Here is a 26,263-nt window from a genome sequence, read left to right as displayed (position 1 = left end):
CTATGTCCGCGGCAGCCGCCAGAGGCTCTGATTCTGTGAGCCGTCCCTACTACCGCATTGAAGTTTCCGCTCTACCTTGCCATTGGCATACAGGCCTCGGAGTCGGCTCCTGAACATCCTGCGTATCTGGATGTAGGAATCCGCCTCAGTGTTCTCCAGGGTGACTCCGGTAGCCAACTCAATTACGCGAGCGGTCTGCATCCAGTCGTCGCCGGTCCTTAGCGCTCCGTAGATTCTTCGCGTCATCTCTCCGTACTTGTACGCCGCCGCATTGGCATGAGGAACGACGGGAGCAATGTCGTTGACGTCCACTTTGATCTCGTGGAGTTCCAGCGTCTGCTCAACCGCTGCCAGCTTACTCTTCACGCCGGCGATCTTTACCCGTTGAGCATCCAGCTTCTCTTGGAGTTCCTGTGCCTCTCGCTCAAGCGTGGCGAGTGCCCCCTGCAAACGGGAATGCTTAACTATCAGCCACTTAAGCGCAGAAGGAGTTTTCCATGTCATAGGACAACTCTAGAAGCAGAGCCCCTGATTGACATGGGGCGTCTGCTACCAAATGGCGCGGCCTGACGATGAAAACCCCGCTCCGGCGGGGTTTTCTCTACTGGTCGGTCACGCGCTCCGTCGCCACACCAGGCAGCGGTTGTTCGCCGGCATGGCGTTGTCCTCCACCCGCAGCAGTCCGATGCCGCGCGCCAGCGCATCGACGGCCTCGAAGTCGCGGATGCCGGAGGCGGGATTGCGGTCCTTCAGCCACTGCTCGAACGCGCGGTTGCTGTCGCTGGTGAACTCGCCGCCGTAGTTGAACGGGCCGTAGACGACCAGCAGCCCACCGTCCTCCAGCACGGCGGCGATGCCGGCGAAGAACGCCTGCACCTGTACCCAGCCCATGATGTGCAGGCTGTTGGCGGTGAAGACGGCATCGAACGTCGCGTCGGGCCAAGGGCCGTCGACATCCAGCTCAATCGCAGGCGGCGTATTGGGCAGGCCAGCATCGTCGCGCCACAGCGCGATGCCCGGCAGGTTGTCGGCGCGATCGCTGGCCTGCCACGACAGCCACGGCATCGCCGCGGCGAAGTGGACCGCATGCTGGCCGGTGCCGCTGCCGATTTCCAGCACACGGCGGGTGCCTGCAAAGTGACGCAGGAGTACCTCGAGGATCGGCCCCTGGTTGCGTTCGCAGGAAGGTGCGAAGGGCTTTTCCGCCATCATCCGCCCGCTGCGCGCACGTAGAAGCGCTTCGCGCCGCCTTCGCCCGCGCGCTCCTCGACCGTGAAATGGCGCGGATGCGCTTTCATCAGATCGCTGAGCTTCTTGTGGCCGTAAAGGCGGGTGTCGAAATCCGGGCGTACCTTGCTGAGGTAGCTGCCGACACTGCCGAGGAAGGCCCAGCCCTGGTCGTCGCTGGCCTCTTCGATGGCCTGGCGGATCAGCCGCAGCGGCAACGACTCATGCCGGCCCTGCTCCACTGCGGGTGCGGCGGTCGGCTCGGCCTGGGCGACGGGCTTCTTCGCGGCCGGCCTGACGGCCTTCTTCGCGGGCTTGGCCGGTGGCGGCGGTGGTGCGGACACTTCACTGCGCAGCACCTCGACATAGATGAACTTGTCGCAGGCCTGCACGAACGCGTCCGGCGTCTTGCGTTCGCCGAAGCCGTACACGGTCAGGCCTTCTTCGCGCAGCCGTTGCGCCAGGCGGGTGAAGTCGCTGTCGCTGGAGACCAGGCACACGCCATCGAAGCGCCGCGTGTACATCAGGTCCATCGCGTCGATGATCAGCGAACTGTCGGTGGCGTTCTTGCCGCTGGTGTAGGCGAACTGCTGCACCGGGTTGATCGAATGCTTCAGCAGCGCCTGCTTCCACTGGGTCATGCGCGTGCTGGTGAAGTCGCCGTAGATGCGCTTCACGCTGGCCACTCCGTACTTGGCCACTTCCGCGAGCAACCCTTCGATGACCGAAGGCTGGGCATTGTCGGCATCGATCAGCACCGCCAGCCGCGGCTGCTCTTCGTCGTTCTCTGACCGGGCGACCGGGCGGGATTTCATGCGGGGCGATTCCTGTGCGGGATGAGGCGCATTGTGCACCACGTGTGCACGGCATGACCGGCGTCACTTGACGCTGCGCTGCATGCCGACGACAGTCCGGGGGCTTTCGCTTCCGGACCCCGACATGCAACGACGCGACTTCCTCGCCCTGGGCGGACTGACCTTCGCCGGACTGGCCCTGCCCGGCACGCGCGTGATCGCCGCGGAGGCGTTGCTGGAACCCGGTGACGCGGCGAAGAAGAAGCGCCTGGCCGATATCGCGCTGGCGGCCGCCACGGCAGCGGGCGCGAGCTATTGCGATGTCCGTATCGGCCGCTACCTGCGACAGTCGCTGATCACCCGCGAGGACAAGGTGCAGAATGTGGTGAACACCGAATCCTCCGGCATCGGCGTGCGCGTGATTGCGCAGGGTGCATGGGGTTTCGCCGCGACGCACGACCAGACACCCGACGGCGTCGCGACGGCGGCACGGCAGGCGGTGGCCATCGCGCATGCGAACGCCCGCATCCAGGGCAAGCCGGTGCAGCTGGCGCCCTTGAAGGGCGTGGGCGAGGTAGCGTGGCGCACCCCGATCGTGAAGAACGCGATGGCGGTGCCGGTGAAGGAGAAGGTGGACCTGCTGCTGGGTGCCAACGCCACCGCACTCGCCGCCGGGGCCAGCTTCGCGGCGTCGCGCATGTTCGTGATCAACGAACAGAAGTACTTCGCCAGCACCGATGGCTCCTGGATCGACCAGGACGTGCACCGCATCTGGGTACCGTTCACGGTGACGGTGGTGGACAAGGCGACCGGTCGGTTCAAGACGCGCGACGGGCTGTCCGCGCCGATGGGCATGGGCTACGAATACCTGGACGCCAATCCCGCCGACAAGATCGCGTTGCCCGGCGGCGTGGTGGCCTACGGCGCGTCGTACGACCTGCGCGAGGACATCGTAGCGGCGGCGAAGCAGGCGCGTGCCAAGCTGACTGCGCCGTCGGTGAAGCCGGGCAAGTACGACCTTGTGCTGGATCCGTCCAACCTGTTCCTGACCATCCACGAGAACGTCGGCCACCCGCTGGAGCTGGACCGCGTGCTCGGCTATGAGGCCAACTACGCCGGCACCAGCTTCGCCACGCTGGACAAGCGCGAACAGAAGTTCCAGTGGGGCAGCCCGATCGTCAACTTCACCGCCGACAAGACCGAGCCGCGCAGCCTCGGCGCGGTCGGCTACGACGACGAAGGCGTGAAGACCCGCCGCTGGGACCTGGTCAAGGACGGCGTGCTGGTGAACTACCAGGCGACCCGCGACGAAGTGCACATCCTCGGCGAGGACGCCTCGCACGGCTGCAGCTACGCCGATTCGTGGAGCAGCGTGCAGTTCCAGCGCATGGCCAATGTGTCGCTGGCACCAGGCAAGGTGCCGCTGACCGTCGCCGACATGGTCAAGGATGTGGAGAACGGCCTCTATATCCACGGTCGTGGCTCCTACTCCATCGACCAGCAGCGTTACAACGCGCAGTTCGGCGGACAGCTGTACTTCGAGATAAAGAACGGCGAGGTGACGCGGCAGATCGAGGACGCCGCCTACCAGATCCGCACGCCGGAGTTCTGGAATGCCTGCACGGCGATCTGCGATGCACGCGACTTCCGCCTCGGCGGTTCGTTCTTCGACGGCAAGGGCCAGCCCAGCCAGGTGTCGGCGGTGTCGCATGGATCGGCGACCACGCACTTCAGCGGCATCAACATCATCAATACGGCGCGGTCACTCGGGTAGTGGGCTACCGTCATCCCAGCGCACGCTGGGATCCATTGGCTTTTGAGGCTCTGCCGGGCACGACGTGAAGATCAAGGTGGATCCCAGCGTGCGCTGGGATGACGGCAGGTGCCCCCCACCCTGGGGCGCGCTGCTTCGCATCTTCCTGCGCCGTCGAGTCCGACGAAGGTCGCATCTATGCCGAAAGTCATTTGACGCTGTCGGCACGCAAGGCAAGAATCGGGGACGACCTGCGCGGGGATGGCGCGGGCCACAACGCGTCCGTCGCAGTCCCCGCCTGCCCATGCAGGCCCAACCGGTGGAGAACAGCCTTGCAACGTCGTGACTTTCTGGCCCTGACCGGCCTCAGCGTAGGCGGCCTGATGGTGCCGTCCTTCTTCGGCAAGGCGATCGCCGCCGAGCAACTGCAGTCCACCCTGGACGTCGCCTTCAAGAAGCGCCTTGCCGATGCCGCACTGGCGGCGGCCAAGCAGGCCGGCGCGACCTACTGCGACGTCCGCATCGGCCGCTACCTGCGCCAGTTCGTGATCACCCGCGAGGACAAGGTGCAGAACGTGGTGAACACCGAGTCCACCGGTGCCGGCATCCGCGTGATCGCCAACGGCGCCTGGGGCTTCGCCGCCACCAACACGCTCACCGCCGAAGGCGTGGCCAGCGCCGCGCGCCAGGCGGCCGCCATCGCCAAGGCCAACAGCAAGACCCAGACCGCGCCGGTGCAACTGGCGAAGGCGCCGGGCTTCGGTGAAGTGGCGTGGAAGACGCCGATCAAGAAGAACGCGATGGAGGTGCCGATCAAGGACAAGGTCGACCTGCTGCTGGGCGTGAACGCCGCCGCGATCAACGCAGGCGCGGACTTCGTCAACTCGATGATGTTCCTGGTCAACGAGCAGAAGTATTTCGCCAGCACCGACGGCTCGTACATCGACCAGGACGTGCACCGCATCTGGGTGCCGATGACCGTGACCGCCATCGACAAGGCCAGCGGCAAGTTCCGTACCCGCGACGGCCTGTCCTCGCCGATGGGCCTGGGCTACGAGTACCTGGACGGCGACGCGTCGCAGAAGTTCACCACGCCCAACGGGGTGATCAACTACGGCCTCTCCTACGACATGAAGGAAGACGCCATCGCCTCGGCCAAGCAGGCGCGCGCCAAGCTGACCGCGCCTTCGGTGAAACCGGGCAAGTACGACCTGGTGCTGGACCCGTCGCACACCTGGCTGACCATCCACGAATCGGTCGGCCATCCGCTGGAACTGGATCGCGTGCTGGGCTACGAGGCCAACTACGCCGGCACCAGCTTCGCCACCCTGGACAAGCGCGAGCAGCGCTTCCAGTACGGCAGCGAGCTGGTCAACCTGTTCGCCGACAAGACCCAGCCCGGCAGCCTGGGCGCGGTCGGCTACGACGACGAAGGCGTCAAGACCAAGCGCTGGGACCTGGTCAGCGCCGGCAAGCTGGTGGACTACCAGACCATCCGCGACCAGGCGCACATCCTGGGCAAGACCGAATCCGACGGCTGCTGCTACGCCGACTCGTGGAGCAGCGTGCAGTTCCAGCGCATGGCCAACGTGTCGCTGGCGGCAGGCAAGCAGAAGCTCTCGGTCGCCGACATGGTCAAGGATGTCGAGAACGGCATCTACATCATCGGCGACGGTTCGTTCTCCATCGACCAGCAGCGCTACAACGCGCAGTTCGGCGGCCAGCTGTTCTACGAGATCAAGAACGGCAAGATCACCCAGCAGATCGAAGACGTGGCCTACCAGATCCGCACGCCGGAGTTCTGGAACGCCTGCGCCGCCGTCTGCGACGAAAGCGACTACCGCCTGGGCGGTTCGTTCTTCGACGGCAAGGGCCAGCCCGGCCAGGTGTCCGCCGTCTCGCACGGTTCGTCCACCGCGCGTTTCAACGGCATCAACGTCATCAACACCGCCCGCTCGCTCGGCTGACCGGCGCTTTAAGGAGATCACCAGAACATGAGCATCCTCACCGAAGCGCAGGCCAAGGCCATCCTGGACAAGGTCATCGCGCTGTCCAAGGCCGATGAGTGCACCGCGTCCCTCACCGGCTCGATCGAAGGCAACATCCGCTTCGCCCTCAACAATGTGTCCACCAGCGGCATCGTCAGCAATACCGACCTGGCCGTGCAGGTGGCGTTCGGCAAGCGCACCGGCGTGGCGACGATCAACGAGTTCGACGACGCCTCGCTGGAGCGCGTGGTCCGTCGGGCGGAAGACCTCGCCCGCCTGGCGCCGGAGAACCCGGAATTCATGCCGGCCGTCGAGAAGCAGACCTACAAGCCCAGCCCCACGTTCAGCGAATCCACCGCCGCCATCACGCCGGAGTTCCGCGCGCAGGTAGCCGCCGACTCGATCGGTCCGTGCAAGGCGGAGAAGCTGATCGCCGCCGGCTTCCTGGAAGACGGCCAGAGCTTCGTCGCCTTCGCCAACAGCAAGGGCAACTTCGGCTACCAGAAGGCCACCGCGTTCAACTACACCTGCACGGTACGCACCGAAGACGGCCGGGGTTCCGGCTGGGTGGGCCGCAACCTGAAGGATGCGAACACCTTCAAGGCCGACAGCGACATCCGCACTGCGATGCGCAAGGCCAGTGAATCGGCCGAAGCGAAGGCGCTGGAACCGGGCAAGTACACGGTCATCCTGGAGCCCGCGGCGGCGGCCGGCCTGATCTCCTTCATGATGAACTTCTTCGATGCGCGCCAGGCCGACGAAGGCCGCAGCTTCCTGTCCAAGAAGGGCGGCGGCAACAAGCTGGGCGAGCAGGTCTACGACCCGCGCGTGAACATCAGCGCCGACCCGTGGCACCCCGGTGCGGAAGTGATGCCGTGGGACAGCGAAGGCCTGCCGCGCGAGAAGATGGCCATCGTCGAAAATGGCAAGGTGGTCAACCTGGAGTACTCGCGCTTCTGGGCCCAGAAACAGGGCAAGCGTGCGATCGGTTCGCCGGGCAACCTGCTGGTGGCTGGCGGCACCAAGTCCACCGCCGAGCTGGTCGCCGGTACGCAGAAGGGCATCCTGGTCACGCGCACGTGGTACATCCGCATGGTCGACCCGCAGACCGTGCTGCTGACCGGCCTGACCCGCGACGGCACGTTCTACATCGAGAACGGGCAGATCAAGCACCCGGTGAAGAACTTCCGCTTCAACGAATCGCCGGTGATCATGCTCAACAACATCGAAGAGCTCGGCAAGCCGGTGCGCGTGGCTGGCGACGAGTCCAGCTTCGTGATGATGATCCCGCCGATGAAGCTGCGCGACTTCACGTTCACGTCGCTGTCGGACGCGGTGTAAACGCGAGCGCGATCTGCTCCCTCCCCCGCCCGCGGGGGAGGGCTGGGGTGGGGGCCCGACGAAATCGCACGCGTTCCGCACTACGGAGCGCACCAAAGCTCTCTCCTTTGTGCTCCGCATCCTTCGATGAAACCCCTCGTGCTCTTGCCCTCGCCCCCATCCCAACCTTCCCCCGCACGCGGGGGAAGGGGTGGTTTCCCGTGACGATGACACGCGCCGGGTTCCTGCGACTCATGGCCGGCGGGCTGGCCGGCGCGCTGCTGGCCGCACCGGCCCGCAGCGCACACGCGACCGGGCGTTATGACTTCTGGTTCACCCGCCTGAAGTACGACTCCGGCGACTGGGACGTGGACGCGCGCATGCCGTCCAACCTCATCACCTCGCTGATCGACTACACCACCCTGCGCGTGGACCCGAAGGAACACGTGCTGGCCCTGTCCGACCCACGCATGCTGGCCGCGCCGTTCTGCTACCTGGCCGGTCACAAGCTGGTGGAGTTCAACCCGGCCGAGCGGCGCAACTTCGAGCGTTACGTGCGCAACGGCGGCTTCGTGTTCGTGGATGACTGCAACCACGATATCGACGGCCTGTTCGCCAAGTCGTTCGAAGCGCAGATGGCATCGATCTTCGGCGCGAAGGCGATGAAGAAGCTGCCGAACACGCATGCGATCTATCGCAGCTTCTTCAAGTTCGACGGGCCGCCGGCCACGGGCTTCGAGCTCAATGGCTGGGGCGACGACCTGGTGCACGAGTACCTGCAGGGCATCGAGATCAACGGTCGCCTCGGCGTGCTCTACAGCAACAAGGACTACGGCTGCGAGTGGGACTACGACTGGCGCAACAAGCGCTTCCTGGCCGAGGACAACACGAAGTTCGGCGTCAATCTCGTGATCTATGCGTTGACGACATGATCACCAAACCACCTCTGTAGGAGGGGCTTCCAGCCCCGACCGTGAACCCGCAGAAGAGCATCGGGGCTGAAGCCCCTCCTACATCCCTCCTTCCGACGAACACGCCAATGCCCCCCATCACCGAATCCGACCTCCAGCAACAGCTCGCCAAACTGGGCGAACTCCGTGCCGCCATCGGCCAGGCCATCGTCGGCCAGCAGGACGTGGTGGAGCAGTTGCTGATCGGCCTGCTGGCCGGTGGCCACTGCCTGCTGGAAGGCGTGCCGGGACTGGGCAAGACGCTGCTGGTGCGTTCGCTGGGCCAGGCGCTGCACCTGCAGTTCCGCCGCGTGCAGTTCACGCCCGACCTGATGCCCAGCGACATCCTCGGCACCGAGCTGCTGGAAGAGGACCACGGCACCGGCCACCGCCATTTCCGTTTCCAGCCCGGCCCCATCTTCACCAACCTGCTGCTGGCCGACGAGTTGAACCGCACGCCGCCGAAGACGCAGGCCGCACTGCTGGAGGCGATGCAGGAACGTACCGTCAGCTATGCCGGCACCACGCACGCACTGCCTTCGCCGTTCTTCGTGCTGGCCACGCAGAATCCGCTGGAACAGGCCGGCACGTATCCGCTGCCGGAAGCGCAGCTGGACCGTTTCCTGCTGCACATCCGGGTCGAGTATCCGACCGAACAGGAGGAGCACGACATCCTGGCGCAGACGACCGGTCGCGCCGGTGGCGACGTGCCACGGGTGATGGACGGCACCGAGGTGCTGGCCCTGCAGCAGCACGTGCGCGACGTGCATGTCAGCGAGGACCTGCTGCGCTGGATCACCAGGCTCGTGCGCGCCAGCCGCCCCGGCGACGGCGTGCCCGACGAGGTACGCAAGTACGTGCGCTGGGGCGCCGGTCCGCGCGCCGGCCAGTCGCTGGTGCTGGCGGCCAAGGCCCGCGCGCTGCTGCACGGCCGCCTGGCGGCGACGCGCGAGGATATCGCCACCTTGGCCAAGCCGGTGATGCGCCACCGCCTGCTGCTGTCGTTCGCCGCCGAAGCCGAGCAGGTGGGCGCCGACGACGTGATCGCCGCGCTGCTGCGCGGCGTGCCGCTTGCCGCCTGATCCCGACGGCATCGTGGCGCACGACCTGATCCCCGCCGACGTCCGCAGCCGGTTGAAGGACCTGCGGCTGACCGCACGTCGCGCCATCGGCACGCAAGGCATCGGGCTGCACCACAGCCGCAGCCGCGGCGCGGGCCTGGAGTTCGCCCAATACCGCGCATACGAACCCGGCGACGAGCTGCGCCAGATCGACTGGAAACTGTATGCGCGCTCGGACCGCTTCTTCGTGCGCGAGGCGGAGCGGGAGAGTCCGCTGACGGTATGGATCATGCTCGACGCCACCGCCTCGATGGCACAGGGCGACGGCACGCGCGGTACACGCTTCGATGCCGCGCGTGCACTGGTCGCCTGCATCGCCGAACTGGCGCTGCGCCAGGGCGACCGCTTCGGTCTCCTGGTGCTGCATGGCGGCGGCGTGCGCCTGGTGGCGCCGGGCAACGGGGCGCGCCAGCGCGACCAGCTGCTCCTCGCGCTGCATGGATTGCATGCCAGCGGCATGTTTCCCGCCGTCGACACGTTGGCGCCGGTGTTCGAGCGCATCGGCGCGGGCGACCTGGTGCTGGCACTCAGCGACTGGTTCGACGATGCGATGCTGGCGCTGGCCGAACGCCTGGCGTCCGCAAGGCGCGAGGTGCTGGCGATCCAGCTGCTGACGACCGAGGAACGCGACTTCCCGTTCAATGGCGGCCATCGCTTCCGCGATCCGGAATCCGGCGAGGAGCTGCTGGGCGATGCGGTGGCTCTGCGCGGCGACTACCTGCAACGCTTCGCCGACGCACAACGCGCACTGGATGCGCGGCTGGACGCCAGCGGTATCCGCCATGCCCGTTACGTGATGGACCAGCCGCTGGACCTGCCGCTGCGACGGCTGTTCGGCGCACGCGATGCCGCGGAGTACGCATGAGCCTGGCGTTCCTGCTGCCGGCCGGCTTTGCCGCACTCGCCGCGTTGGCGCTTCCCCTGCTGCTGCACCTGGCGCGCAGGCACGAGCAGAAGCCGACCGACTTCGCCGCACTGCGCTGGTTGCGGCAGAAACCGAAGCCGCGCCACCGCATCCGCTTCGACGAATGGCCGTTGCTGTTGCTGCGCCTGTTGCTGCTTGCGCTGCTCGCACTCTGGCTGGCGCGGCCCGTGCTGTCGGGCCTGGACGATACGCGCCCGTGGATCGTCGTCGTGCCGGGCGTGGAGGCCGCCGTGGCGCAAGCGCAGGCGAAGGAACCCCGCACGCGGCTGCACTGGCTGGCGCCGGGCTTCCCGGCGCTGGAAGAACCGGCGCCGTCCGGCACGCCCGCCGTCGGCAGCCTGCTGCGGCAGCTGGACGCGGAACTGGCGCCCGGCGTCGCGTTGACGGTCCTCGTTCCAGCGACGCTGCAGGGGGCGGATGCCGAGCGACCCGCGTTGTCGCGCACGGTGACCTGGAAGATCGTCGAGGGCGCGATGCAGGCGACACCCGCCGCCGCCGCGGCACCGCTTGCGCTGGTCGTTCGCCACGAAGCCGACGACGACCGCGGGCTGCGCTACCTGCGTGCCGCCGCGCGCGCATGGCAACCGACCAACGCAACGGGAACAGCGGCCATGCAGATCGGCACGACCGGCGCGCCGTTGCCCGCGCCGTCACATCCGCTGGTCTGGCTGGCGCCCGGGCCGGTGCCGGCGCCGGTCGTGCAATGGATCTCGGCCGGCGGCACTGCGTTGCTGGCCCGGGAGAGCACGCTGGATGGCGTCGCGATGACGTCAGTGGCCTGGCGCGATGCCGATGGCGCACCGCTGGTCGAAGCGGCGGTGCACGGCCAGGGTCGCGTGCTGCGCTTCACCCGGTCACTGCGGCCCGACGCGATGCCGGCTCTCGTCGAAGGGGATTTCCCGCGCCGCTTGCGCGCGTTGTTCGATGCGCCCGTCGTGCCGCCGACGCGCGTGCCCGCCGGTGACTACGCGCCCGACGGCGGCGGTGCGGCCTACCCCGTCGCGCCGCGCGACCTGCAGCCCTGGCTGGCGCTGCTGGTCGCGCTGCTCGTGCTGGTGGAGCGCTGGATGGCGACGCGACGCACGCGGAGCGCGGCGCCATGACGCTGTCGGCCTTCGACCGCCTCGCCCAGGTCCGCCGCCACGTGAGCGCGGGCCAGCTGCTGCTGGGCGCGGCCATGCCCGTTGCGCTGGGCGGCGTGCTGTGGCGCGTCGCATCGCCCGCGCTGGCGATCGCGGTCACCGTGGCGGGAATCGCAGTGCTGGCGCTGCTCGCATGGCGCCGGACGCGCGCCTTCGACAACGCCTGGCTGGTGCGCCAGCTGGATGCGCGGCGCAGGGACCTCGACGACAGCAGCGACCTGCTGCTTGCACCGCAGGCACCGCTGACGCCGTTGCAGCAGTTGCAGCAGGCCCGCGTGCGCGAACGCTTGCGCATGCAGCCGGCGCCGGACCTGCGCGCACCGTGGCCATGGGCCCGCATCGTCGCGATGTGGTGCGTCGCGGCGATCGTGATCGTCGCGGCGGCGCTCTGGCCCGCGCGCACGCCGGGCGCCGGCGCGCTCGCACCCGCGGACGATGTCACGCCGGTGATCCCCGGTGTCCCGCGCCTGGTCGCGCAGCGGTTGCACGTGGCGCCGCCGCAGTACACCGGCCAATCGCCCCGCGACGAGGCCACGCTGGACGCGAAGGCGCCCGCAGGCTCGCGGCTCACGTGGACGCTGCGCTTCGACCCGCAACCGACGCAGGCGCATCTTGTCTTCCACGATGGCCAGCGCATCGCGCTGGACCGCGACGGCGACACCTGGCGCGCGACGCACGTGCTGGCCAAGTCCACGCTGTACCGCGTGGTCGCCGCCGGCACCGAGGCGCAGCCGCCATCGAAGCTGCGCCGGCTGGATGCCATCCCCGATCGCGCGCCGGAGGTGCGGGTGCTGGCCCCGGATCGCGGCCTGAGTCTCGTCAGCGTGGGACAGACACGCTGGGCGCTGGCCTTCGAGGCGCGCGACGACTACGGCGTCGCGCCTGCCGCCACGCTCAAGCTGACGCTGGCCCAAGGCAGCGGCGAGAACATCGCCTTCAAGGAGCAGGTGATGACGGTGCGTGGCACGGGCCCGGCGAACGCACGGCGCTTCGGCGCCTCTCTGGACCTGAAAGCACTCGGCATGGCGGTGGGTGACGACCTGATCGCGCAACTGACCGTGCACGACAACCGCACACCGTCGCCGCAGGCCGCGCAGAGTCCCGGTTTGATCCTGCGCTGGCCGGCCGACCTGGGCGCCGAAAGCACGGGCCTGGAGGGCATGGTGAAGAAGGTGATGCCCGCCTACTTCCGCAGCCAGCGCCAGATCATCATCGACGCCGAGGCGTTGCAGAAGCAGAAGCGCACGATGCCGTCGGAGAAATTCGTCACCCGCTCAGACGCGATCGGGGTGGACCAGCGCATCCTGCGCCTGCGCTATGGCCAGTTCCTCGGCGAAGAGGCCGAGGGCGAGCCGCAACCGCCACCCACGAATGACGGCGAAACCCACACGGACGACGACGGGCACGATCACGCCAGCGAAGCGGGCGGGACGGACGACGGACACGGCCATGAGCAGGCCACCAGCGCGACCGGGGCTTCGTTCGGCCGCGAAGCCGACGTGCTGGAGGCCTATGGCCACACGCACGACCACGCCGAAGCGGCGACTCTGCTGGATCCGGAAACCCGCGCGACGCTGAAGAAGGCGCTGGACCAGATGTGGCAGTCGGAACTGCACCTGCGCCAGGGCCAGCCCGACAGGGCGTTGCCCTTTGCCTACAAGGCACTCGAGTACATCAAGCAGGTGCAGCAGGCCACGCGCATCTACCTGGCGCGCGTGGGGCCGGAACTGCCGCCGATCGACGAGACGCGCCGCATGGGCGGTGATCGCACGGGCCTCGCGCCGCGCCCGCTGGGAAGCCTCGAACGCGCGCCCGAGGGCGCGGAGTCGGCGCCGGCACGCGCATGGCGGTCGCTCGCCCACGATGGCGTTCCCGCCGATGCGGCCGACCTGGATGCACTGCAGGCCTGGTTGCGTGCGAACGAGGCACGCATGCCCGACGCGCTCGATCTGTTCGCCGCCATCGACGAGGTGCGGGGCGAGCCGGGCTGTGCCGCGTGCCGGGCCCGGCTGCGTGCGCTGCTGTGGTCGGCGTCGGCGCAACCGCCCGCGCAGGTGCCGCGGCGTGATGCGCTGGATGACGCGGGCCGCCGCTATCTCGACGCCCTGCAACCGGAGCCGGTGCGATGAGCCTGGACACCTCGCTGCCGCTGCTGCTGGCCACGCTGCTGGCGCTCGCTGTCGTGATCGCGTGGGTGCGCCTGACGCACTGGCGGCGCGCTGCCGCCGACCGGCATGGCACGTCGCTGCGCTTTGCGATGCTGTGCGCGTTGCAACCGGTCTTCGCGGCGCTGCTCTTCTTCACGCTCCTGCCACCCCGCCAGACCGCAACCCCCGGCATGCTGGTGGTGATGACGGCGCAGGCCGACCGCGTCGCCCTGCCCGCCCCATGGCAGGGCCAGCCGCGCATCGCGCTCCCGGAAGCGCCGGCGATGGCCGATGCGGAGCGTGCGCCAGACCTTGGCACGGCCCTTCGCCGGCATCCGGATGCGCAGACGCTGCACATCGTCGGTGCCGGACTGGAAGCGCGTGATCGCGATGCGGTCGGTGGCCGGACGATCACCTTTTCGCCCGCACCGTTACCACGCGGCATCCTGGCGCTGTCGCCCGTCGCCATCGCCACGCCAGGCGCGCCCTTCGCCGTCAGCGGGCGGGTGAACGGCGCGTCACCGGCGACCGTGGTGCTGCGCGACCCCGCAGGCCAGCGTATCGACGCGACCGCCGTCGATGCGCGCGGCAACTTCCATCTGACGGGACTGGCGCGGCTGCCCGGCCCCGCGTTGTTCCGGGTGGAGATGCTAGATGCGCGCCACGCGGTGATCGATGCCGTGGGCTTGCCGGTGTGGACGCAGGCGGCGGCGCCCCCTCGCGTGTGGGCACTCGCCGGGGCGCCCAATGCCGAATGGAAGTACCTGCGTCGCTGGGCCACCGATGCGGGGATCGACCTGCACCTGCAGGTCAGCCTGGGCGGCGGCCTTCAACTGGGTGATGCGCCATTGCCGATGACGGCCGATACGCTGCGCCGCTTCGACCTGGTCGTGCTGGATGCGCGCAGCGCAGCGGCACTGGGCGACGGCCACCGCGCGGCGTTGGCCGCTGCGGTACGCGATGGCCTGGGCGTGTTGCTGCGCATCGACGGAACGGTGCCACCGGCGACGCAACGGACGCTGGGCGTGTCCCTGACGGGCGACGATGAAGCCGAGTTCCACCTGCCGCGGGCCGCGCCGGATGACGACGCCTGGCGCGCCCGACGCGGCGTGGGCACCGCGGACACGCCTGTCGACAGCGAGGCGATCACCGGTGGCCTGCCCGTGCTGACACGACGCGATGTGCGCGTGGTGTCGACGGACGCGATTCCGTTGGTGCGTGATGCCAACGACGCGGCAATCGCATGGTGGCGCAGCGAAGGACGGGGTCGCATCGGGCTGTGGATGCCGGTCGACACGTACGCGCTGGTGCTGGCGGGACATCCCGACCTGCACGCCTCCCTGTGGTCGCAGGCATTCGGCACGCTCGCCCGCGCCGGCACGCGCACAGCACCTCAGATCCCTTCACAGATCCGCGCCCCGCAGCGCGCCGCGTTCTGCCACCTCGCCGATGGTGCGCGCATCACCGCCCCGGACGGCACCGTCACCCGACTGCAGCGCGACCCGGCCACCGGCGATGCGCGCTGCGCCGGCTTCTGGCCACGCCTTGCCGGATGGCACCAGTTGAACGTGGGCGAAGACAGCACGCCCTTCCACGTCCGCGCCGCGGACGACGCGCCGCACCTGCACGCCATGGACCTGCGCACGCGTACCGAACACCTCGCTGCGGTGCCACGCGCGCGCCACCCGACGCGTGCGCCTGCGGCGCAGGGTCCGCGCGGTCCGGCCTGGCCGTGGTTCCTGGGTTGGCTGGCGACAGCGGGCCTGCTGTGGTGGCTGGAACGGCGTCGCCCGGCGGCCGGTTAACGAGTATCGAATGTCAGGTGCGTAATCCTTCCTTCAGTCCCATTGTCCGGAGTTCCGCATGATCCGAGCCGCCATCCCCGCCCTGCTGCTGACCCTCTCGCTGGCGGCCTGTTCCGCACCCGATACCGATGAACAGACGGCGGCCGCGGAACAGTCGCAGGCCGCGGCCAGCGAAGCCGCCACGCCTCCCGCCGCCACGCCTGCACCGGCCGAACTCGCCGGCAGCTGCGACGACACCCAGGCGCAATGGATCATCGGCAAGACGCCGGCCGAAAAGGACATCGAACAGGCGCGCACCGACAGCAAGTCCAGCGCCGTGCGCAGCCTGAAACCGGGTGACGCGGCGACGATGGACTTCAATCCCGACCGCCTCAACATCATCCTCGACGACAAGGGCGTCGCGACCTCGGTCAACTGCGGCTGACCCACGCCCGGCCATACTGCAGTGCCCCCGGACCGCCTGCTTCGCGCAGGCGGTTTTTTCTTGTCCGCGAGGCGCGGCGCGACGCCCGGAAAAGTTGCCTTTGCAACCAACGAGTGGCGTGCAATAGGTGTTGTTGCGGCATCGCAACAACTGTGTTTTAGTCGGGTTTCCGGTGACATTTCGAAGTGCCGCTGCGCGGGCAGGGCACGGTGTCGCCGTCACTCCGGTTTGAGGCAACACATGGCCCCTCGCAATCGCCAAGGCGGCTTTGACCCCGGTCTGTACGACCCCAACGACGAGCGCGATGCCTGCGGCTTCGGCATGATCGCGCAACTCGACGACCAGCCCTCGCGGGCCCTGGTCGATACCGCCATCGCCGCGCTGTCGCGCATGACCCATCGTGGCGGCGTCGCCGCCGACGGGCTGACCGGCGACGGCTGCGGCCTGCTGATCCGCAAACCGGACGCGTTCCTCCGTGCGCTCGCCGCCGAAGCCAGCATCGCCCTGGGCGCGCGCTTCGCTGCGGGCCTGGTGTTCCTGCCCCACGACGAGGCGCAGGCCGCACAGTGCCGCGCCACCCTGGAAGCCGAGCTGTTCCGTACCGGCGTCGCCGTGAAAGGCTGGCGCGTGCCGCCGACCAACGATGCCGTCTGCGGACAACTGGCCAAGGACACCCTGCCCCGCATCGAACAGCTGTATGTCGAAGCGGGCGCCGACCAGAACGACGACGCCTTCTCGCTGGCCCTGTTCCTCGCCCGTCGCCGCAGCGAACAGCAGCTGCGCAAGAGCGTGCCGGATTTCTACGTGGTGACGCTGTCGCCGCACGCCATCGGCTACAAGGGCATGGTGCTGCCGGACAAGCTGGCGGTGTTCTATCCGGACCTGCAGCGTACCGAACTGGCCAGCAGCGCGGTGGTCTTCCACCAGCGCTTCTCCACCAACACGCTGCCGCGCTGGCCGCTGGCGCATCCGTTCCGCCTGCTGGCGCACAACGGCGAGATCAACACCATCGAGGGCAATCGCCGCTGGGCGCAGGCGCGCAGCAAGGTGTGGAAGACGCCGCGCTTCGACATCGGCGAGTTCGACCCCGTCATCTCGATGCACGGCTCCGATTCACAGAGCCTGGACAACATGCTGGAACTGCTGGTCGCCGGTGGCATGGAGTTGATCCAGGCGCTGCGCATCCTGGTGCCGCCGGCCACCCAGTCGCTGGAATTCAAGGACGCCGACCTCGCTGCGTTCTACGAGTTCTACGGCCTCAATACCGAGCCGTGGGACGGCCCGGCCGGCATCGTCTCGATGGACGCGCGCTACGCGGCCTGCACGCTCGACCGCAACGGCCTGCGCCCCGCGCGCTGGATGCTGACCAGCGACCGCCACTTCATCGTCGCCAGCGAAGCGGGCGTGTGGGAAGTGCCCGCCGAACGCGTGACCCGCAAGGGCAAGCTCGGCCCGGGCGAGATGATGGCCATCGACCTCAAACGCGGCGACCTGCTGGACAGCGAAGCGGTGGACCGCATCAATCGCGGCCGCGCCCCGTACAAGCAGTGGCTGCACCAGGGCGTCACCTACCTGCAGACCGAGCTGATCGATCCGTCGCTGACCGACGCACCGTTCGACGAAAAGACGCTGCGCGGCTACCACAAGCTGTTCCAGCTCACCGACGAAGAAGTGGAACAGGTACTGCGCCCGCTCGCGGAGACCGAGCAGGAAGCCACCGGCTCGATGGGCGACGACACCCCGATGGCGGTGCTGAGCCGGCAGACGCGACCGCTGTACGACTATTTCCGCCAGGCGTTCGCGCAGGTGACCAACCCGCCGATCGATCCGCTGCGCGAAGACTGCGTGATGTCGCTGACCACCCAGCTCGGCAAGGAGACCAACATCTTCCATGCCGGCCCGGAGACGGTGCACCACATCATCCTCAATTCGCCGGTACTGTCGCAGCGCAAGCTGCGCCAGATCGTGAAGATGGCGCCGTACGACCAGAAGCATCGCTACATCGACCTGTCGTACGACCCGGCGGAAGGCGTCAAGGCCGCCATCGAACGCATCAGCACGGAAGTGGCGCAGGCCGCGCGCGAAGGCATGGTGATGGTGGTGCTGAGCGATCGCCGTCCGCAGCAGGGCCGGCCGATGGTGCACGCGCTGCTGGCCACGGGCGCGGTGCACCACCACCTGTGCCGCGAAGGCCTGCGCTGCGACGTCAACCTGATCGTCGAGACCGGCACCGCGCGCGATCCGCACCACATCGCCTGCCTGATCGGCGTCGGCGCCACCGCCGTGTATCCCTACCTCGCCTACCAGACCCTGTTCGACCTGGGCCGGCGCGGCATCCTGCAGATCAAGAAAGGCGGCGAGCAGGCGCAGATCGGCCGCAGCTACCGCAAGGGCATCTACAAGGGCCTGTCGAAGATCATCTCGAAGATGGGCATCTGCACCATCAGCAGCTATCGCGGCGCGCAGCTGTTCGAGATCGTCGGGCTGGATGCCGACGTCGTGGACCTGTGCTTCGCCGAAACGCCCGCGCGCATCGGCGGCGTCGGCTTCGAGCGGCTCGACATCGAGGCCCGCCAACTGGAAGCACGCGCCTGGAACGACCGCGAATCGCCGGAAATCGGGGGCCTGCTGAAGTACGTGCACGGTGGCGAGTACCACATGTACAACCCCGACGTGGTGATGACGCTGCAGCGCGCGGCGCGCACCGGCGACGCCCGCGACTGGCAGGCCTACGCCGACGTGGTGAACTCGCGCCCGCCGTCCGCGCTGCGCGACCTGCTGCAGTTGAAGAAGGCCGACACGCCGACGCCCCTCGACGAGGTCGCCGATGCCACCGACCTGCTGCGCCGTTTCGACACCGCGGCAATCTCGCTGGGCGCGCTGTCGCCGGAGGCGCACGAGGCGCTCGCCATCGCGATGAACCGCCTGGGCGGACGCAGCAACTCGGGTGAAGGCGGCGAAGACCCGGTGCGCTACGGCACCGAGAAGCGCAGCAAGATCAAGCAGGTCGCTTCCGGCCGCTTCGGCGTGACGCCGGAGTACCTGGTCAACGCCGAAGTCCTGCAGATCAAGGTGGCGCAGGGCGCCAAACCCGGCGAAGGCGGCCAGCTGCCCGGCCACAAGGTCAACGAACTGATCGCGCGGTTGCGCTACGCGAAGCCGGGCATCGGCCTGATCTCGCCGCCCCCGCACCACGACATCTATTCCATCGAAGATCTCGCCCAGCTGATCTTCGACCTCAAGCAGGTCAACCCGACCGCGCTGGTGTCGGTGAAGCTGGTGTCGCACGCAGGCGTGGGTACGATTGCCGCCGGCGTGGTGAAGGCCGGCGCGGACCTCATCACGATTTCCGGCCATGACGGCGGTACGGGCGCCAGTCCGGTCAGTTCCATCCGCTACGCCGGCGTGCCGTGGGAGCTCGGCGTGGCCGAGGCGCACCACGCGCTGGTGGTCAACCAGCTGCGCGACCGCACCGTGCTGCAGACCGATGGTGGCCTGAAGACCGGTCTGGACGTGGTCAAGGCCGCGCTGCTGGGTGCCGACAGCTTCGGCTTCGGCACCGGCCCGATGATCGTGCTGGGCTGCAAGTACCTGCGCATCTGCCACCTCAACAACTGCGCCACCGGCGTGGCCACGCAGGACGAGCGCCTGCGCTCGCAGTACTTCACCGGCCTGCCCGAGCGCGTGGAGAACTTCTTCCGCCTGCTGTCCGAAGAAGTGCGGCAGTGGCTGTCGTACCTGGGCGCGCGCTCGCTGGACGAAATCGTCGGCCGCACCGACCTGCTGCAGCAGATCGACGTGTCGCCGCGCCAGGGTGTCAACATCGACCTGTCACGCCTGCTCAAGCATGCGCAGTTCGACAGCAACAGCTGTGCGGCGCAGCGCCTGTACGAATCGCCCGACAGCCTGGCCACGCAGCTGGATGGCCTGCTGGCCGAACCGATCCGGAAGAAGACCGGGGGCGACCACCGCTTCCTGATCCACAACACCGACCGCAGCATCGGCACCCGGCTATCCGGCACCATCGCCCGCGTGCACGGCAATCACGGCATGGCCGACGCGCCGTTGAACCTGCGCTTCCGCGGCACCGCGGGGCAGAGTTTCGGCGCCTTCAACGCCGGTGGCCTGCTGATGGAACTGGAAGGCGAAGCCAACGACTACGTCGGCAAGGGCATGGCGGGCGGGCGGCTGGTCGTGCGTCCGCCGCGTGGCGCGCGCTTCGAGGCACGCAACACGCCGATCATCGGCAACACCTGCCTGTATGGCGCCACGGGCGGCGAACTGTTCGCGGCCGGACGCGCAGGCGAGCGCTTCGGCGTACGCAACTCCGGCGCGCTGGCGGTGATCGAAGGCGCCGGCGACCACTGCTGCGAGTACATGACCGACGGCATCGTGCTGGTGCTGGGCAAGGTGGGCCTGAACTTCGGCGCGGGCTTCACCGGGGGCCTGGCCTACGTGCTGGACCTGGACCGCGATTTCGTCGACCGCTACAACCATGAGCTGATCGACATCCACCGCATCAGTCCGGAAGGCTTCGAAAGTCATCGCCAGCACCTGCACACGCTGATCAGCCGCCACCGCGAACTGACCGGCAGCATCTGGGCGCAGCAGATCCTCGACGAGTTCCGCGACTACGTGGGCAAGTTCTGGCTGGTGAAGCCGAAGGCGGCGAGCATCGACTCGTTGAACGAGACCTTGCGGAGGGCTGCGTGATGCGCCCCGGACCGTCATTCCGGCGAACGCCGGAATCCATTTTGATCTTGCCTCCGAAGATGGCCGCGCGAGGCAAGCTGGATCCCAGCGTTCGCTGGGATGACGGCAGAAACCTATTGATGAAGAGCCGCACCCCATGAGCAAGAAGCAGGTATTCCAGTTCCTCGACCTGCCGCGCACGATGCCGCAGCGGATTCCGCTGGAACTGCGCACGGGCGGCGACTGGGGCGAGCTGTACGGCAAGTTCGGCAAGGAGGAAGCCCAGTACCAGGCGGGCCGTTGCCTGGACTGCGGCAATCCGTATTGCAGCTGGAAGTGCCCGGTGCACAACGCCATCCCGCAATGGCTGCAGCTGCTGCAGGAGAACCGCATCGAGGAAGCGGCCGAGCTGTGCCATTCCACCAATCCCCTGCCTGAAGTCTGTGGCCGCGTGTGTCCACAGGACCGTCTTTGCGAAGGCAGCTGCACGCTGGAGGAATTCGGCGCGGTCACCATCGGTGCGGCGGAGAAGTACATCGTCGATACCGCACTGGCGAATGGCTGGCGCCCGGACCTGAGCGACGTGAAGCCGACCGGCAGGCGCGTGGCCGTGATCGGCGCCGGGCCTGCGGGGCTGGGGTGCGCCGACCGTCTCGCACGCGCCGGCATCCAAGCCGTGGTGTACGACCGCTACGAACAGATCGGCGGTCTGCTGCAGTTCGGCATCCCCAGCTTCAAACTGGACAAGAGCGTCATCGCGCAGCGCCGCGAAGTGCTGGAGGGCATGGGCGTCGAATTCCGGCTGGGCGTTGACGTGGGCCGCGACGTGACGCTGGAACAATTGCTGGTTGAGTACGACGCCGTCTTCCTCGGCACCGGCGCCTATCGCTACACCGATGGCGGGTTGCCGGGACAGGACCTGGAAGGCGTGCTGCCTGCCCTGCCCTTCCTGGTGCAGAACGGCCGCATCGTCGGTGGCAGCGATCCGTGGGGTCGCCCGATCGCGGGCTGGGAAGACAAGCTGGCGTTGCCCGACCTGCACGGCAAGCGCGTGGTAGTGCTGGGTGGCGGCGACACCGGCATGGACTGCGTGCGCAGTGCCATCCGCCTGGGCGCAGCCAAGGTCACCTGCGCCTATCGCCGCGATGAAGCGAACATGCCCGGCTCCGCGCGCGAAGTGGCGAATGCGCGCGAGGAAGGCGTGCGCTTCCTGTTCAACCGCCAGCCGCTGGGCGTCATGGCCGGCGACGACGGCAAGGTGGCCGGCGTGCAGGTGGTGGAGACCAAACTGGGCGAGCCGGACGAACGCGGGCGCCAGAGCGCCGTGCCGATCGAAGGCAGCGAATCGGTGCTGGAGGCCGACGTGGTGATCATCGCGTTCGGCTTCTCGCCCAGCGTGCCGGCATGGCTGGCCGAACAGGGTGTGGAAGGCACGCCGAACGGGCGCATCGTGGTCGGCGGCGGCGAGCGCCTTCCCTTCCAGACGACGAATCCGAAGCTGTTCGCTGGCGGTGATGCGGTGCGTGGCGCGGACCTGGTGGTCACGGCCGTGGCCGAGGGCCGCGATGCCGCAGCAAGCATCGCGACGTTGTTGCTGGCATAGCGCGCGGGTGGCGCGGGCCCACCTCGCCACTTGGTAAACCTTGCCGTGCAGGGTGATTGCGATGGCGGGCTTGAGCCCGCCCTACGCTAGACTCGCGGCTCACCTCCCACACGATCCGACCATGCGCCTGGGCCTGGCTGCCAACCGCCTGCATCACCACACCGAAGATGCCGCGCTGTTCCGCTGGCTGCGCGCCAGCGAAGCCGGCATCCGCGAACTGCGGCTGGCTCTGCATGCGGTGGGTCGCACGCATGATGCGATCGCCGCCGCCGGCATGCTGCGGGGCTACGACGGCCTCAAGCGCTATCCGTACGGCCGCGATGGCGGACTGATGAAGCTGGTGGCGGAAGTCGTCGGATTGGAAGGTGCGGAACGCAGTCTGGATGGTGCGATCTATTTCATCGATCCGGTCGATCCGTCCTCGATCTTCCCCGAGGCCACCGCGCTGAAGCGGCAGTGCGTCATCCACGGCAAACCGTTCCTCTCCACCGTGGCCTCGGCACGCGACTGGGTCGAGATGGAACGCATCCACGCCGGTTTTGCACCGGACCGCGGGGCGGACCGTTTCCATGCACTGGAAACGCAAACGTTGGCCCTGATCGCGCACGATGCGATGAAACCGCAGATGGTCGCGTTCGCCGACGACCATTTCGACGTGCTGTCGCGTTTCGCCCACCGCATGGCCACCGGCACCACCGGCCAGCAGCTCAACGAGCTGGCATGGAGCCGCGGCTGGCCGACGGACACGCCGTGGGTGGAGCGCTTCCAGAGCGGCCCGCTCGGCGGCGACGCGCAGATCGCCGACCGCGTGCTGGAACACCGCTGCCAGCGCGTGATCTTCTTCGAGAATCCGCACGTCGCGCGCCAGCACGAGGCCGACATCCAGCTGCTGGAGCGCGCCGTCACCACCGTCACCGACGAGGCGGTCTGCACCACGTCGCTGGCCGTGGCGCGACGATGGTGTGAGGCGGTGAACAAGCGCCTGGCTCTTGCAGGAGCGACGTAAGTCGCGACTGCATGCCGTGGCGTCGCACGGCTCCCGCTATCGAGCGCACCGGCAGAATGGTGGTAGTTTCATTTTCATGGCCGCGACTCACGTCGCTCCTACAGGGATAGCAATCGCGTATGACGGCCTCTCCACGCCACCTGCTCAAAGACCTCTCCCTCTCCGCCATCGCCGCCGGTTTCGTCACCGTGCTGGTCGGCTTCGCCAGCTCTGCCGTCATCGTGTTCCAGGCGGCCCAATCGCTGGGCGCGTCGCCGGCGCAGATCAGCTCCTGGATGTGGGCGCTCGGCCTGGGCATGGGCCTGACCTGCATCGGCCTGTCGTTGCGCTACCGCATGCCGGTGGTGACCGCATGGTCCACGCCGGGGGCCGCCATGCTGATCAGCAGCGCCGCGGGGCTGCCGCTGTCCGATGCCGTGGGCGCCTTCATGCTGTCGGCGTTGTTGATCTGCCTGGCGGGCTTCTCCGGCTTCTTCGAACGGATGATCAGCCGCATCCCGGTGTCGCTCGCATCCGGCATGCTGGCCGGCGTTCTGCTGCGCTTCGGCCTGGAGGCGTTCGGCGCGATGAAGACGCAGCTGGGCATGGTGCTGACGATGTTCGTCGTCTACCTGCTCGCGCGTCGCATGCTGCCGCGCTATGCGGTGATCCTGACCCTGCTGGTCGGCATCGCCTTCGCCGCCGGGCTCGGATTGCTGCGCGTGAACGGGCTTACGCTGGAACTGGCGAAGCCGATCTTCCTCGCACCCACCTTCTCCCTGGCTGCGGTTGTCGGCATCGCGCTCCCGTTGTTCATCGTGACGATGGCCTCCCAGAACGTGCCGGGCGTGGCGGTGATCCGCGCGTCGGGGTATCCGATCCCGATCTCGCCCGTCGTCGGCTGGACCGGCGTCGCCAACCTGCTGCTGGCACCGTTCGGCGCGTTCGCGTTGAACCTGGCGGCGATCACCGCCGCGATCTGCATGGGCCGCGAAGCACATGAGGATGCGTCGCGACGCTACGTGGCCGCCATCGCGGCGGGCGTGTTCTACGTCATCGTCGGCCTGTTCGGTGCCACGGTGGCGGCGCTGTTCGCCGCGTTCCCGAAGGAACTGATCCTGGCCATCGCCGGCATCGCGCTGCTGGGCACCATCGGCAACAGTCTTGCCGCCGCGCTGCGCGAGGAGTCCGATCGCGAACCCGCACTGGTCACCTTCCTGGTGACCGCCTCCGGACTGTCGCTGGCCGGCATCGGATCCGCCTTCTGGGGGCTGGTCGCGGGCGTGGTCACGTTGCTGGTGTGGCGGCGCGCATAGCGGTCCGGCTGCGTTCGCACGCCACTCATGCAGGTGAAAGCGGCGTGGAGCGTTCAGTTTGAAGCCGTGGAATTCACCTCTGGGTGATGCGGACGTGGGCAGCATCGCCGCTACACCCTTGCAGGAGAATCCCATGCAGACCACCCGCCACCGCCTGTTGACCCTGGCCACGCTCGCCGCCCTTTCCGGTGCCGCCTTTGCGCAGGCGCCGGCCCCCACCGCCGGCAAGGATGCGTTGAAGGAGCCGCAGGTGCGCGCGCTGCTGACCGAGAAGGGCTACACCAACATCGACGATCTCGATTTCGAAGACGGCCAGTGGGAGACCGACGCCACCAGCGCCAACGGTGACCGCGTGGATGTACGCGTGAACCCCGCCAGTGGCGACGTGGTCGCCGAGAAACTGGTATCCAACCTCAGCGAGAACGACGTGAAGGCGAAGCTGACAGCCGCCGGCTACTCCAAGATCGACGATGTGGATTTCGATGACGGCGTGTGGAAGGCCGAGGCCGAACGCGCCGACGGCAACGATGTGGAGATCCATCTGGCCGCCAACACCGGCGAGATCATCCACGTCGAAAACGACTGACCCCCCGGTCTGCGTCGTCCCCTACAGGAAAGCCGCCCCAGGGCGGCTTTCCTTTTTCGTCACGGGGCGGCTGCGGGCGTTCGCGAGGGCCGCGCGAAGCGCCAGCCCACCAGCCAGCCAACGGCCAGCAGCAGCGCCGCCAGCAGCCACGGCGCGCCGGGCAGGTGCGCGGGCACCTGCTTGCCGATGAACAACGCGAACGTGCCGGCGAACATCATCGGGCCGACGATGCCGGCCAGGCTCACCAGGCTCATCAACGCCCCCTGGATGCGACCCTGCACGTCGGCACCCACCTGTTGCGTAATCAGCGCCTGCGTGGCCGGACCCGCGAGGCCCCACAGCGCACTGATCGGCAATCCGACCAGGAACATCCAACCGACGTCCGCGACCCCGTAGATGAAGAAGCCGACCACGCCACAGGCCAGGCCGAACAGCAACGTACGGCGCTCACCGAACTTCGGCACCACGCGCCCCACCAGGCCGGCCTGCACGATCACGCTGAACACGCCCACCGCGGCCAGCACCCAGCTGACCTGGCGCTCGCTCCAGCGGTATTGGTATTCCGCGAACAGCACGAACACGCTCGGATAGACGTAGTGCGCCAGGTTGGCGATCAGCACTACGGCAGCCAATCCGAACACCTGCGGGTAGCGCTTCAGCAGCACCATCGATCCCACCGGGTTGGCGTGCGCCCAGTCGAATGTCGCGGTGCGCTTCTCCTTCGGCAAGGATTCCGGCAGCACGAAGAAGCCGTACAGGAAATTCAGCAGCGCCAGTCCTGCCGCGAACCAGAACGGCAGGCGCAGGTCGATGGCACCCAGCTCGCCACCGATGATCGGGCCGATGATGAAACCGACACCGAACGCGGCGCCGATCATGCCGAAGGCCTTCGCGCGCCCTTCCGGCGGCGTGATGTCGGCGATGTAGGCATTGGCCGTAGTGAAACTGGCCGAGAACACGCCCGAGAAGATGCGCGCCACCAGCAACCACGGCAGCGACTGCGCGAGCGCCATCAGGATGAAATCGATGCCCAGCCCCAGGCACGAAAGCAGGATCACCGGTCGACGGCCGAAGCGGTCGGAGAGCGTTCCCTGGATCGGCGTGCAGACGAACTGGATGGCCGCGAACAGCATGCCGAACACGCCCACCCACCACGCCGCCTGTGCGAAGTCGCCGCCGGTGAACTGCCGGACCAGGCCGGGCAGCACGGGAATGATCACGCCGAACGACAGCACGTCGATCAGCACGGTGATGAAGATGAAGATCAGCGCGGCGCGGCGGCCGGGTTGTGCGTGCGATTCGGCGTTCACGGGACCGAGACGGGCGGAAGGGTGCGCAAGTGTAGGCCATGCCACGCTCCATGGCCGCACCTGCAGGAGCGACGTGAGTCGCGACCGCGAGCCTTGCGCGAACGAAGATCGACGGGCCGCAGGAATCGTGCCTGCCGTCAGAAGAAGTTGCCGCAGACGGTCCGCGGTCGCGACT

The 26,263-nt window shown here is 68.0% G+C and carries 19 protein-coding genes; 15 read left to right on the top strand and 4 right to left on the bottom strand.

From position 1 onward, the window contains the following. The 3 genes from ACIPRS_RS14775 to ACIPRS_RS14765 form a co-directional block, all read right to left on the bottom strand. Positions 1 to 504 carry a hypothetical protein gene (locus ACIPRS_RS14775; protein WP_446539063.1) on the bottom strand — a complete coding sequence of 168 codons (504 nt, stop codon included), beginning with the start codon at positions 502 to 504 and terminating at the stop codon, positions 1 to 3. Positions 505 to 612: 108 nt separating this feature from the next. After that, positions 613 to 1,209 (bottom strand): DUF938 domain-containing protein, encoded by a 597-nt coding sequence (locus ACIPRS_RS14770; protein ID WP_446539112.1) that lies wholly within the window; start codon positions 1,207 to 1,209, stop codon positions 613 to 615. Beyond that, positions 1,209 to 2,042 (bottom strand): NYN domain-containing protein, encoded by an 834-nt coding sequence (locus ACIPRS_RS14765; RefSeq protein ID WP_446539062.1) that lies wholly within the window; start codon positions 2,040 to 2,042, stop codon positions 1,209 to 1,211. Before ACIPRS_RS14765 ends, ACIPRS_RS14770 begins: the two co-directional genes overlap by 1 nt. Positions 2,043 to 2,166: 124 nt before the next feature. On the opposite strand from ACIPRS_RS14765, the gene ACIPRS_RS14760 reads away from it, so the two are divergent. The 15 genes from ACIPRS_RS14760 (at position 2,167) to ACIPRS_RS14690 (ending at position 24,778) form a co-directional block, all read left to right on the top strand. Next, positions 2,167 to 3,795 carry a TldD/PmbA family protein gene (locus tag ACIPRS_RS14760; RefSeq protein ID WP_446539061.1) on the top strand — a complete coding sequence of 543 codons (1,629 nt, stop codon included), beginning with the start codon at positions 2,167 to 2,169 and terminating at the stop codon, positions 3,793 to 3,795. A 311-nt stretch (positions 3,796 to 4,106) separates the two neighbouring features. Beyond that, positions 4,107 to 5,741, top strand: coding sequence for a TldD/PmbA family protein (locus ACIPRS_RS14755; RefSeq protein ID WP_337732793.1), 1,635 nt, complete (start codon positions 4,107 to 4,109; stop codon positions 5,739 to 5,741). Positions 5,742 to 5,768: 27 nt separating this feature from the next. Next, on the top strand, positions 5,769 to 7,103 hold the full coding sequence (locus ACIPRS_RS14750; protein WP_192203021.1) for a TldD/PmbA family protein: 1,335 nt from the start codon (positions 5,769 to 5,771) through the stop codon (positions 7,101 to 7,103). Positions 7,104 to 7,309: 206 nt separating this feature from the next. Further along, positions 7,310 to 8,014, top strand: a complete 705-nt coding sequence (locus tag ACIPRS_RS14745; RefSeq protein ID WP_192203226.1) for a DUF4159 domain-containing protein — start codon at positions 7,310 to 7,312, stop codon at positions 8,012 to 8,014. Between the two features lie 107 nt (positions 8,015 to 8,121). After that, positions 8,122 to 9,114 (top strand): AAA family ATPase, encoded by a 993-nt coding sequence (locus ACIPRS_RS14740; RefSeq protein WP_446539060.1) that lies wholly within the window; start codon positions 8,122 to 8,124, stop codon positions 9,112 to 9,114. After that, entirely contained in the window at positions 9,104 to 10,018 is a 915-nt protein-coding gene (locus ACIPRS_RS14735; RefSeq protein ID WP_337732794.1) for a DUF58 domain-containing protein, read from the top strand. The genes ACIPRS_RS14740 and ACIPRS_RS14735 overlap by 11 nt, the downstream gene beginning before the upstream one ends. Then, positions 10,015 to 11,181, top strand: a complete 1,167-nt coding sequence (locus ACIPRS_RS14730) for a BatA domain-containing protein (protein ID WP_446539059.1) — start codon at positions 10,015 to 10,017, stop codon at positions 11,179 to 11,181. The genes ACIPRS_RS14735 and ACIPRS_RS14730 overlap by 4 nt, the downstream gene beginning before the upstream one ends. Further along, on the top strand, positions 11,178 to 13,349 hold the full coding sequence (locus ACIPRS_RS14725; protein ID WP_446539058.1) for a hypothetical protein: 2,172 nt from the start codon (positions 11,178 to 11,180) through the stop codon (positions 13,347 to 13,349). Before ACIPRS_RS14730 ends, ACIPRS_RS14725 begins: the two co-directional genes overlap by 4 nt. Next, complete coding sequence (locus ACIPRS_RS14720; RefSeq protein WP_446539057.1) at positions 13,346 to 15,172, top strand: carboxypeptidase regulatory-like domain-containing protein; 1,827 nt, start codon at positions 13,346 to 13,348, stop codon at positions 15,170 to 15,172. The genes ACIPRS_RS14725 and ACIPRS_RS14720 overlap by 4 nt, the downstream gene beginning before the upstream one ends. A 58-nt stretch (positions 15,173 to 15,230) precedes the next feature. Beyond that, positions 15,231 to 15,596, top strand: a complete 366-nt coding sequence (locus ACIPRS_RS14715; protein WP_337732798.1) for an I78 family peptidase inhibitor — start codon at positions 15,231 to 15,233, stop codon at positions 15,594 to 15,596. A gap of 240 nt (positions 15,597 to 15,836) precedes the next feature. Further along, positions 15,837 to 20,309, top strand: a complete 4,473-nt coding sequence (gltB, locus tag ACIPRS_RS14710) for a glutamate synthase large subunit (protein WP_446539056.1) — start codon at positions 15,837 to 15,839, stop codon at positions 20,307 to 20,309. A gap of 136 nt (positions 20,310 to 20,445) precedes the next feature. Next, complete coding sequence (locus ACIPRS_RS14705) at positions 20,446 to 21,891, top strand: FAD-dependent oxidoreductase (protein WP_446539055.1); 1,446 nt, start codon at positions 20,446 to 20,448, stop codon at positions 21,889 to 21,891. A gap of 121 nt (positions 21,892 to 22,012) precedes the next feature. Continuing rightward, positions 22,013 to 22,897 (top strand): methylglyoxal synthase, encoded by an 885-nt coding sequence (locus tag ACIPRS_RS14700; protein WP_337732801.1) that lies wholly within the window; start codon positions 22,013 to 22,015, stop codon positions 22,895 to 22,897. 119 nt (positions 22,898 to 23,016) lie between these two features. Beyond that, entirely contained in the window at positions 23,017 to 24,192 is a 1,176-nt protein-coding gene (locus ACIPRS_RS14695) for a benzoate/H(+) symporter BenE family transporter (RefSeq protein ID WP_446539054.1), read from the top strand. 133 nt (positions 24,193 to 24,325) lie between these two features. Continuing rightward, the gene (locus ACIPRS_RS14690; RefSeq protein ID WP_446539053.1) at positions 24,326 to 24,778 is read left to right on the top strand and encodes a PepSY domain-containing protein; all 453 of its coding nucleotides are present in this window, start codon (positions 24,326 to 24,328) and stop codon (positions 24,776 to 24,778) included. A gap of 59 nt (positions 24,779 to 24,837) precedes the next feature. Here the strand turns inward: ACIPRS_RS14690 and ACIPRS_RS14685 are convergent, their stop codons facing one another. Then, positions 24,838 to 26,088: a TCR/Tet family MFS transporter gene (locus ACIPRS_RS14685; RefSeq protein WP_446539052.1), complete on the bottom strand. Its 1,251-nt coding sequence runs from the start codon at positions 26,086 to 26,088 to the stop codon at positions 24,838 to 24,840. Positions 26,089 to 26,263 lie beyond the last annotated feature (175 nt).

The sequence above is a fragment of the Pseudoxanthomonas sp. LARHCG66 genome, assembly GCF_052871755.1.
Note: the sequence above shows the minus strand (reverse complement) of the source record. Positions and strands in the feature narration are given on the sequence as shown.

Coding starts and splice junctions, on each gene's coding strand:
- ACIPRS_RS14775 (WP_446539063.1), bottom strand. CDS start 504: ATGACATGGAAAACTCCTTCTGCGCTTAAGTGGCTGATAGTTAAGCAT.
- ACIPRS_RS14770 (WP_446539112.1), bottom strand. CDS start 1,209: ATGGCGGAAAAGCCCTTCGCACCTTCCTGCGAACGCAACCAGGGGCCG.
- ACIPRS_RS14765 (WP_446539062.1), bottom strand. CDS start 2,042: ATGAAATCCCGCCCGGTCGCCCGGTCAGAGAACGACGAAGAGCAGCCG.
- ACIPRS_RS14760 (WP_446539061.1), top strand. CDS start 2,167: ATGCAACGACGCGACTTCCTCGCCCTGGGCGGACTGACCTTCGCCGGA.
- ACIPRS_RS14750 (WP_192203021.1), top strand. CDS start 5,769: ATGAGCATCCTCACCGAAGCGCAGGCCAAGGCCATCCTGGACAAGGTC.
- ACIPRS_RS14745 (WP_192203226.1), top strand. CDS start 7,310: ATGACACGCGCCGGGTTCCTGCGACTCATGGCCGGCGGGCTGGCCGGC.
- ACIPRS_RS14740 (WP_446539060.1), top strand. CDS start 8,122: ATGCCCCCCATCACCGAATCCGACCTCCAGCAACAGCTCGCCAAACTG.
- ACIPRS_RS14730 (WP_446539059.1), top strand. CDS start 10,015: ATGAGCCTGGCGTTCCTGCTGCCGGCCGGCTTTGCCGCACTCGCCGCG.
- ACIPRS_RS14725 (WP_446539058.1), top strand. CDS start 11,178: ATGACGCTGTCGGCCTTCGACCGCCTCGCCCAGGTCCGCCGCCACGTG.
- ACIPRS_RS14720 (WP_446539057.1), top strand. CDS start 13,346: ATGAGCCTGGACACCTCGCTGCCGCTGCTGCTGGCCACGCTGCTGGCG.
- ACIPRS_RS14715 (WP_337732798.1), top strand. CDS start 15,231: ATGATCCGAGCCGCCATCCCCGCCCTGCTGCTGACCCTCTCGCTGGCG.
- gltB (WP_446539056.1), top strand. CDS start 15,837: ATGGCCCCTCGCAATCGCCAAGGCGGCTTTGACCCCGGTCTGTACGAC.
- ACIPRS_RS14705 (WP_446539055.1), top strand. CDS start 20,446: ATGAGCAAGAAGCAGGTATTCCAGTTCCTCGACCTGCCGCGCACGATG.
- ACIPRS_RS14700 (WP_337732801.1), top strand. CDS start 22,013: ATGCGCCTGGGCCTGGCTGCCAACCGCCTGCATCACCACACCGAAGAT.
- ACIPRS_RS14695 (WP_446539054.1), top strand. CDS start 23,017: ATGACGGCCTCTCCACGCCACCTGCTCAAAGACCTCTCCCTCTCCGCC.
- ACIPRS_RS14690 (WP_446539053.1), top strand. CDS start 24,326: ATGCAGACCACCCGCCACCGCCTGTTGACCCTGGCCACGCTCGCCGCC.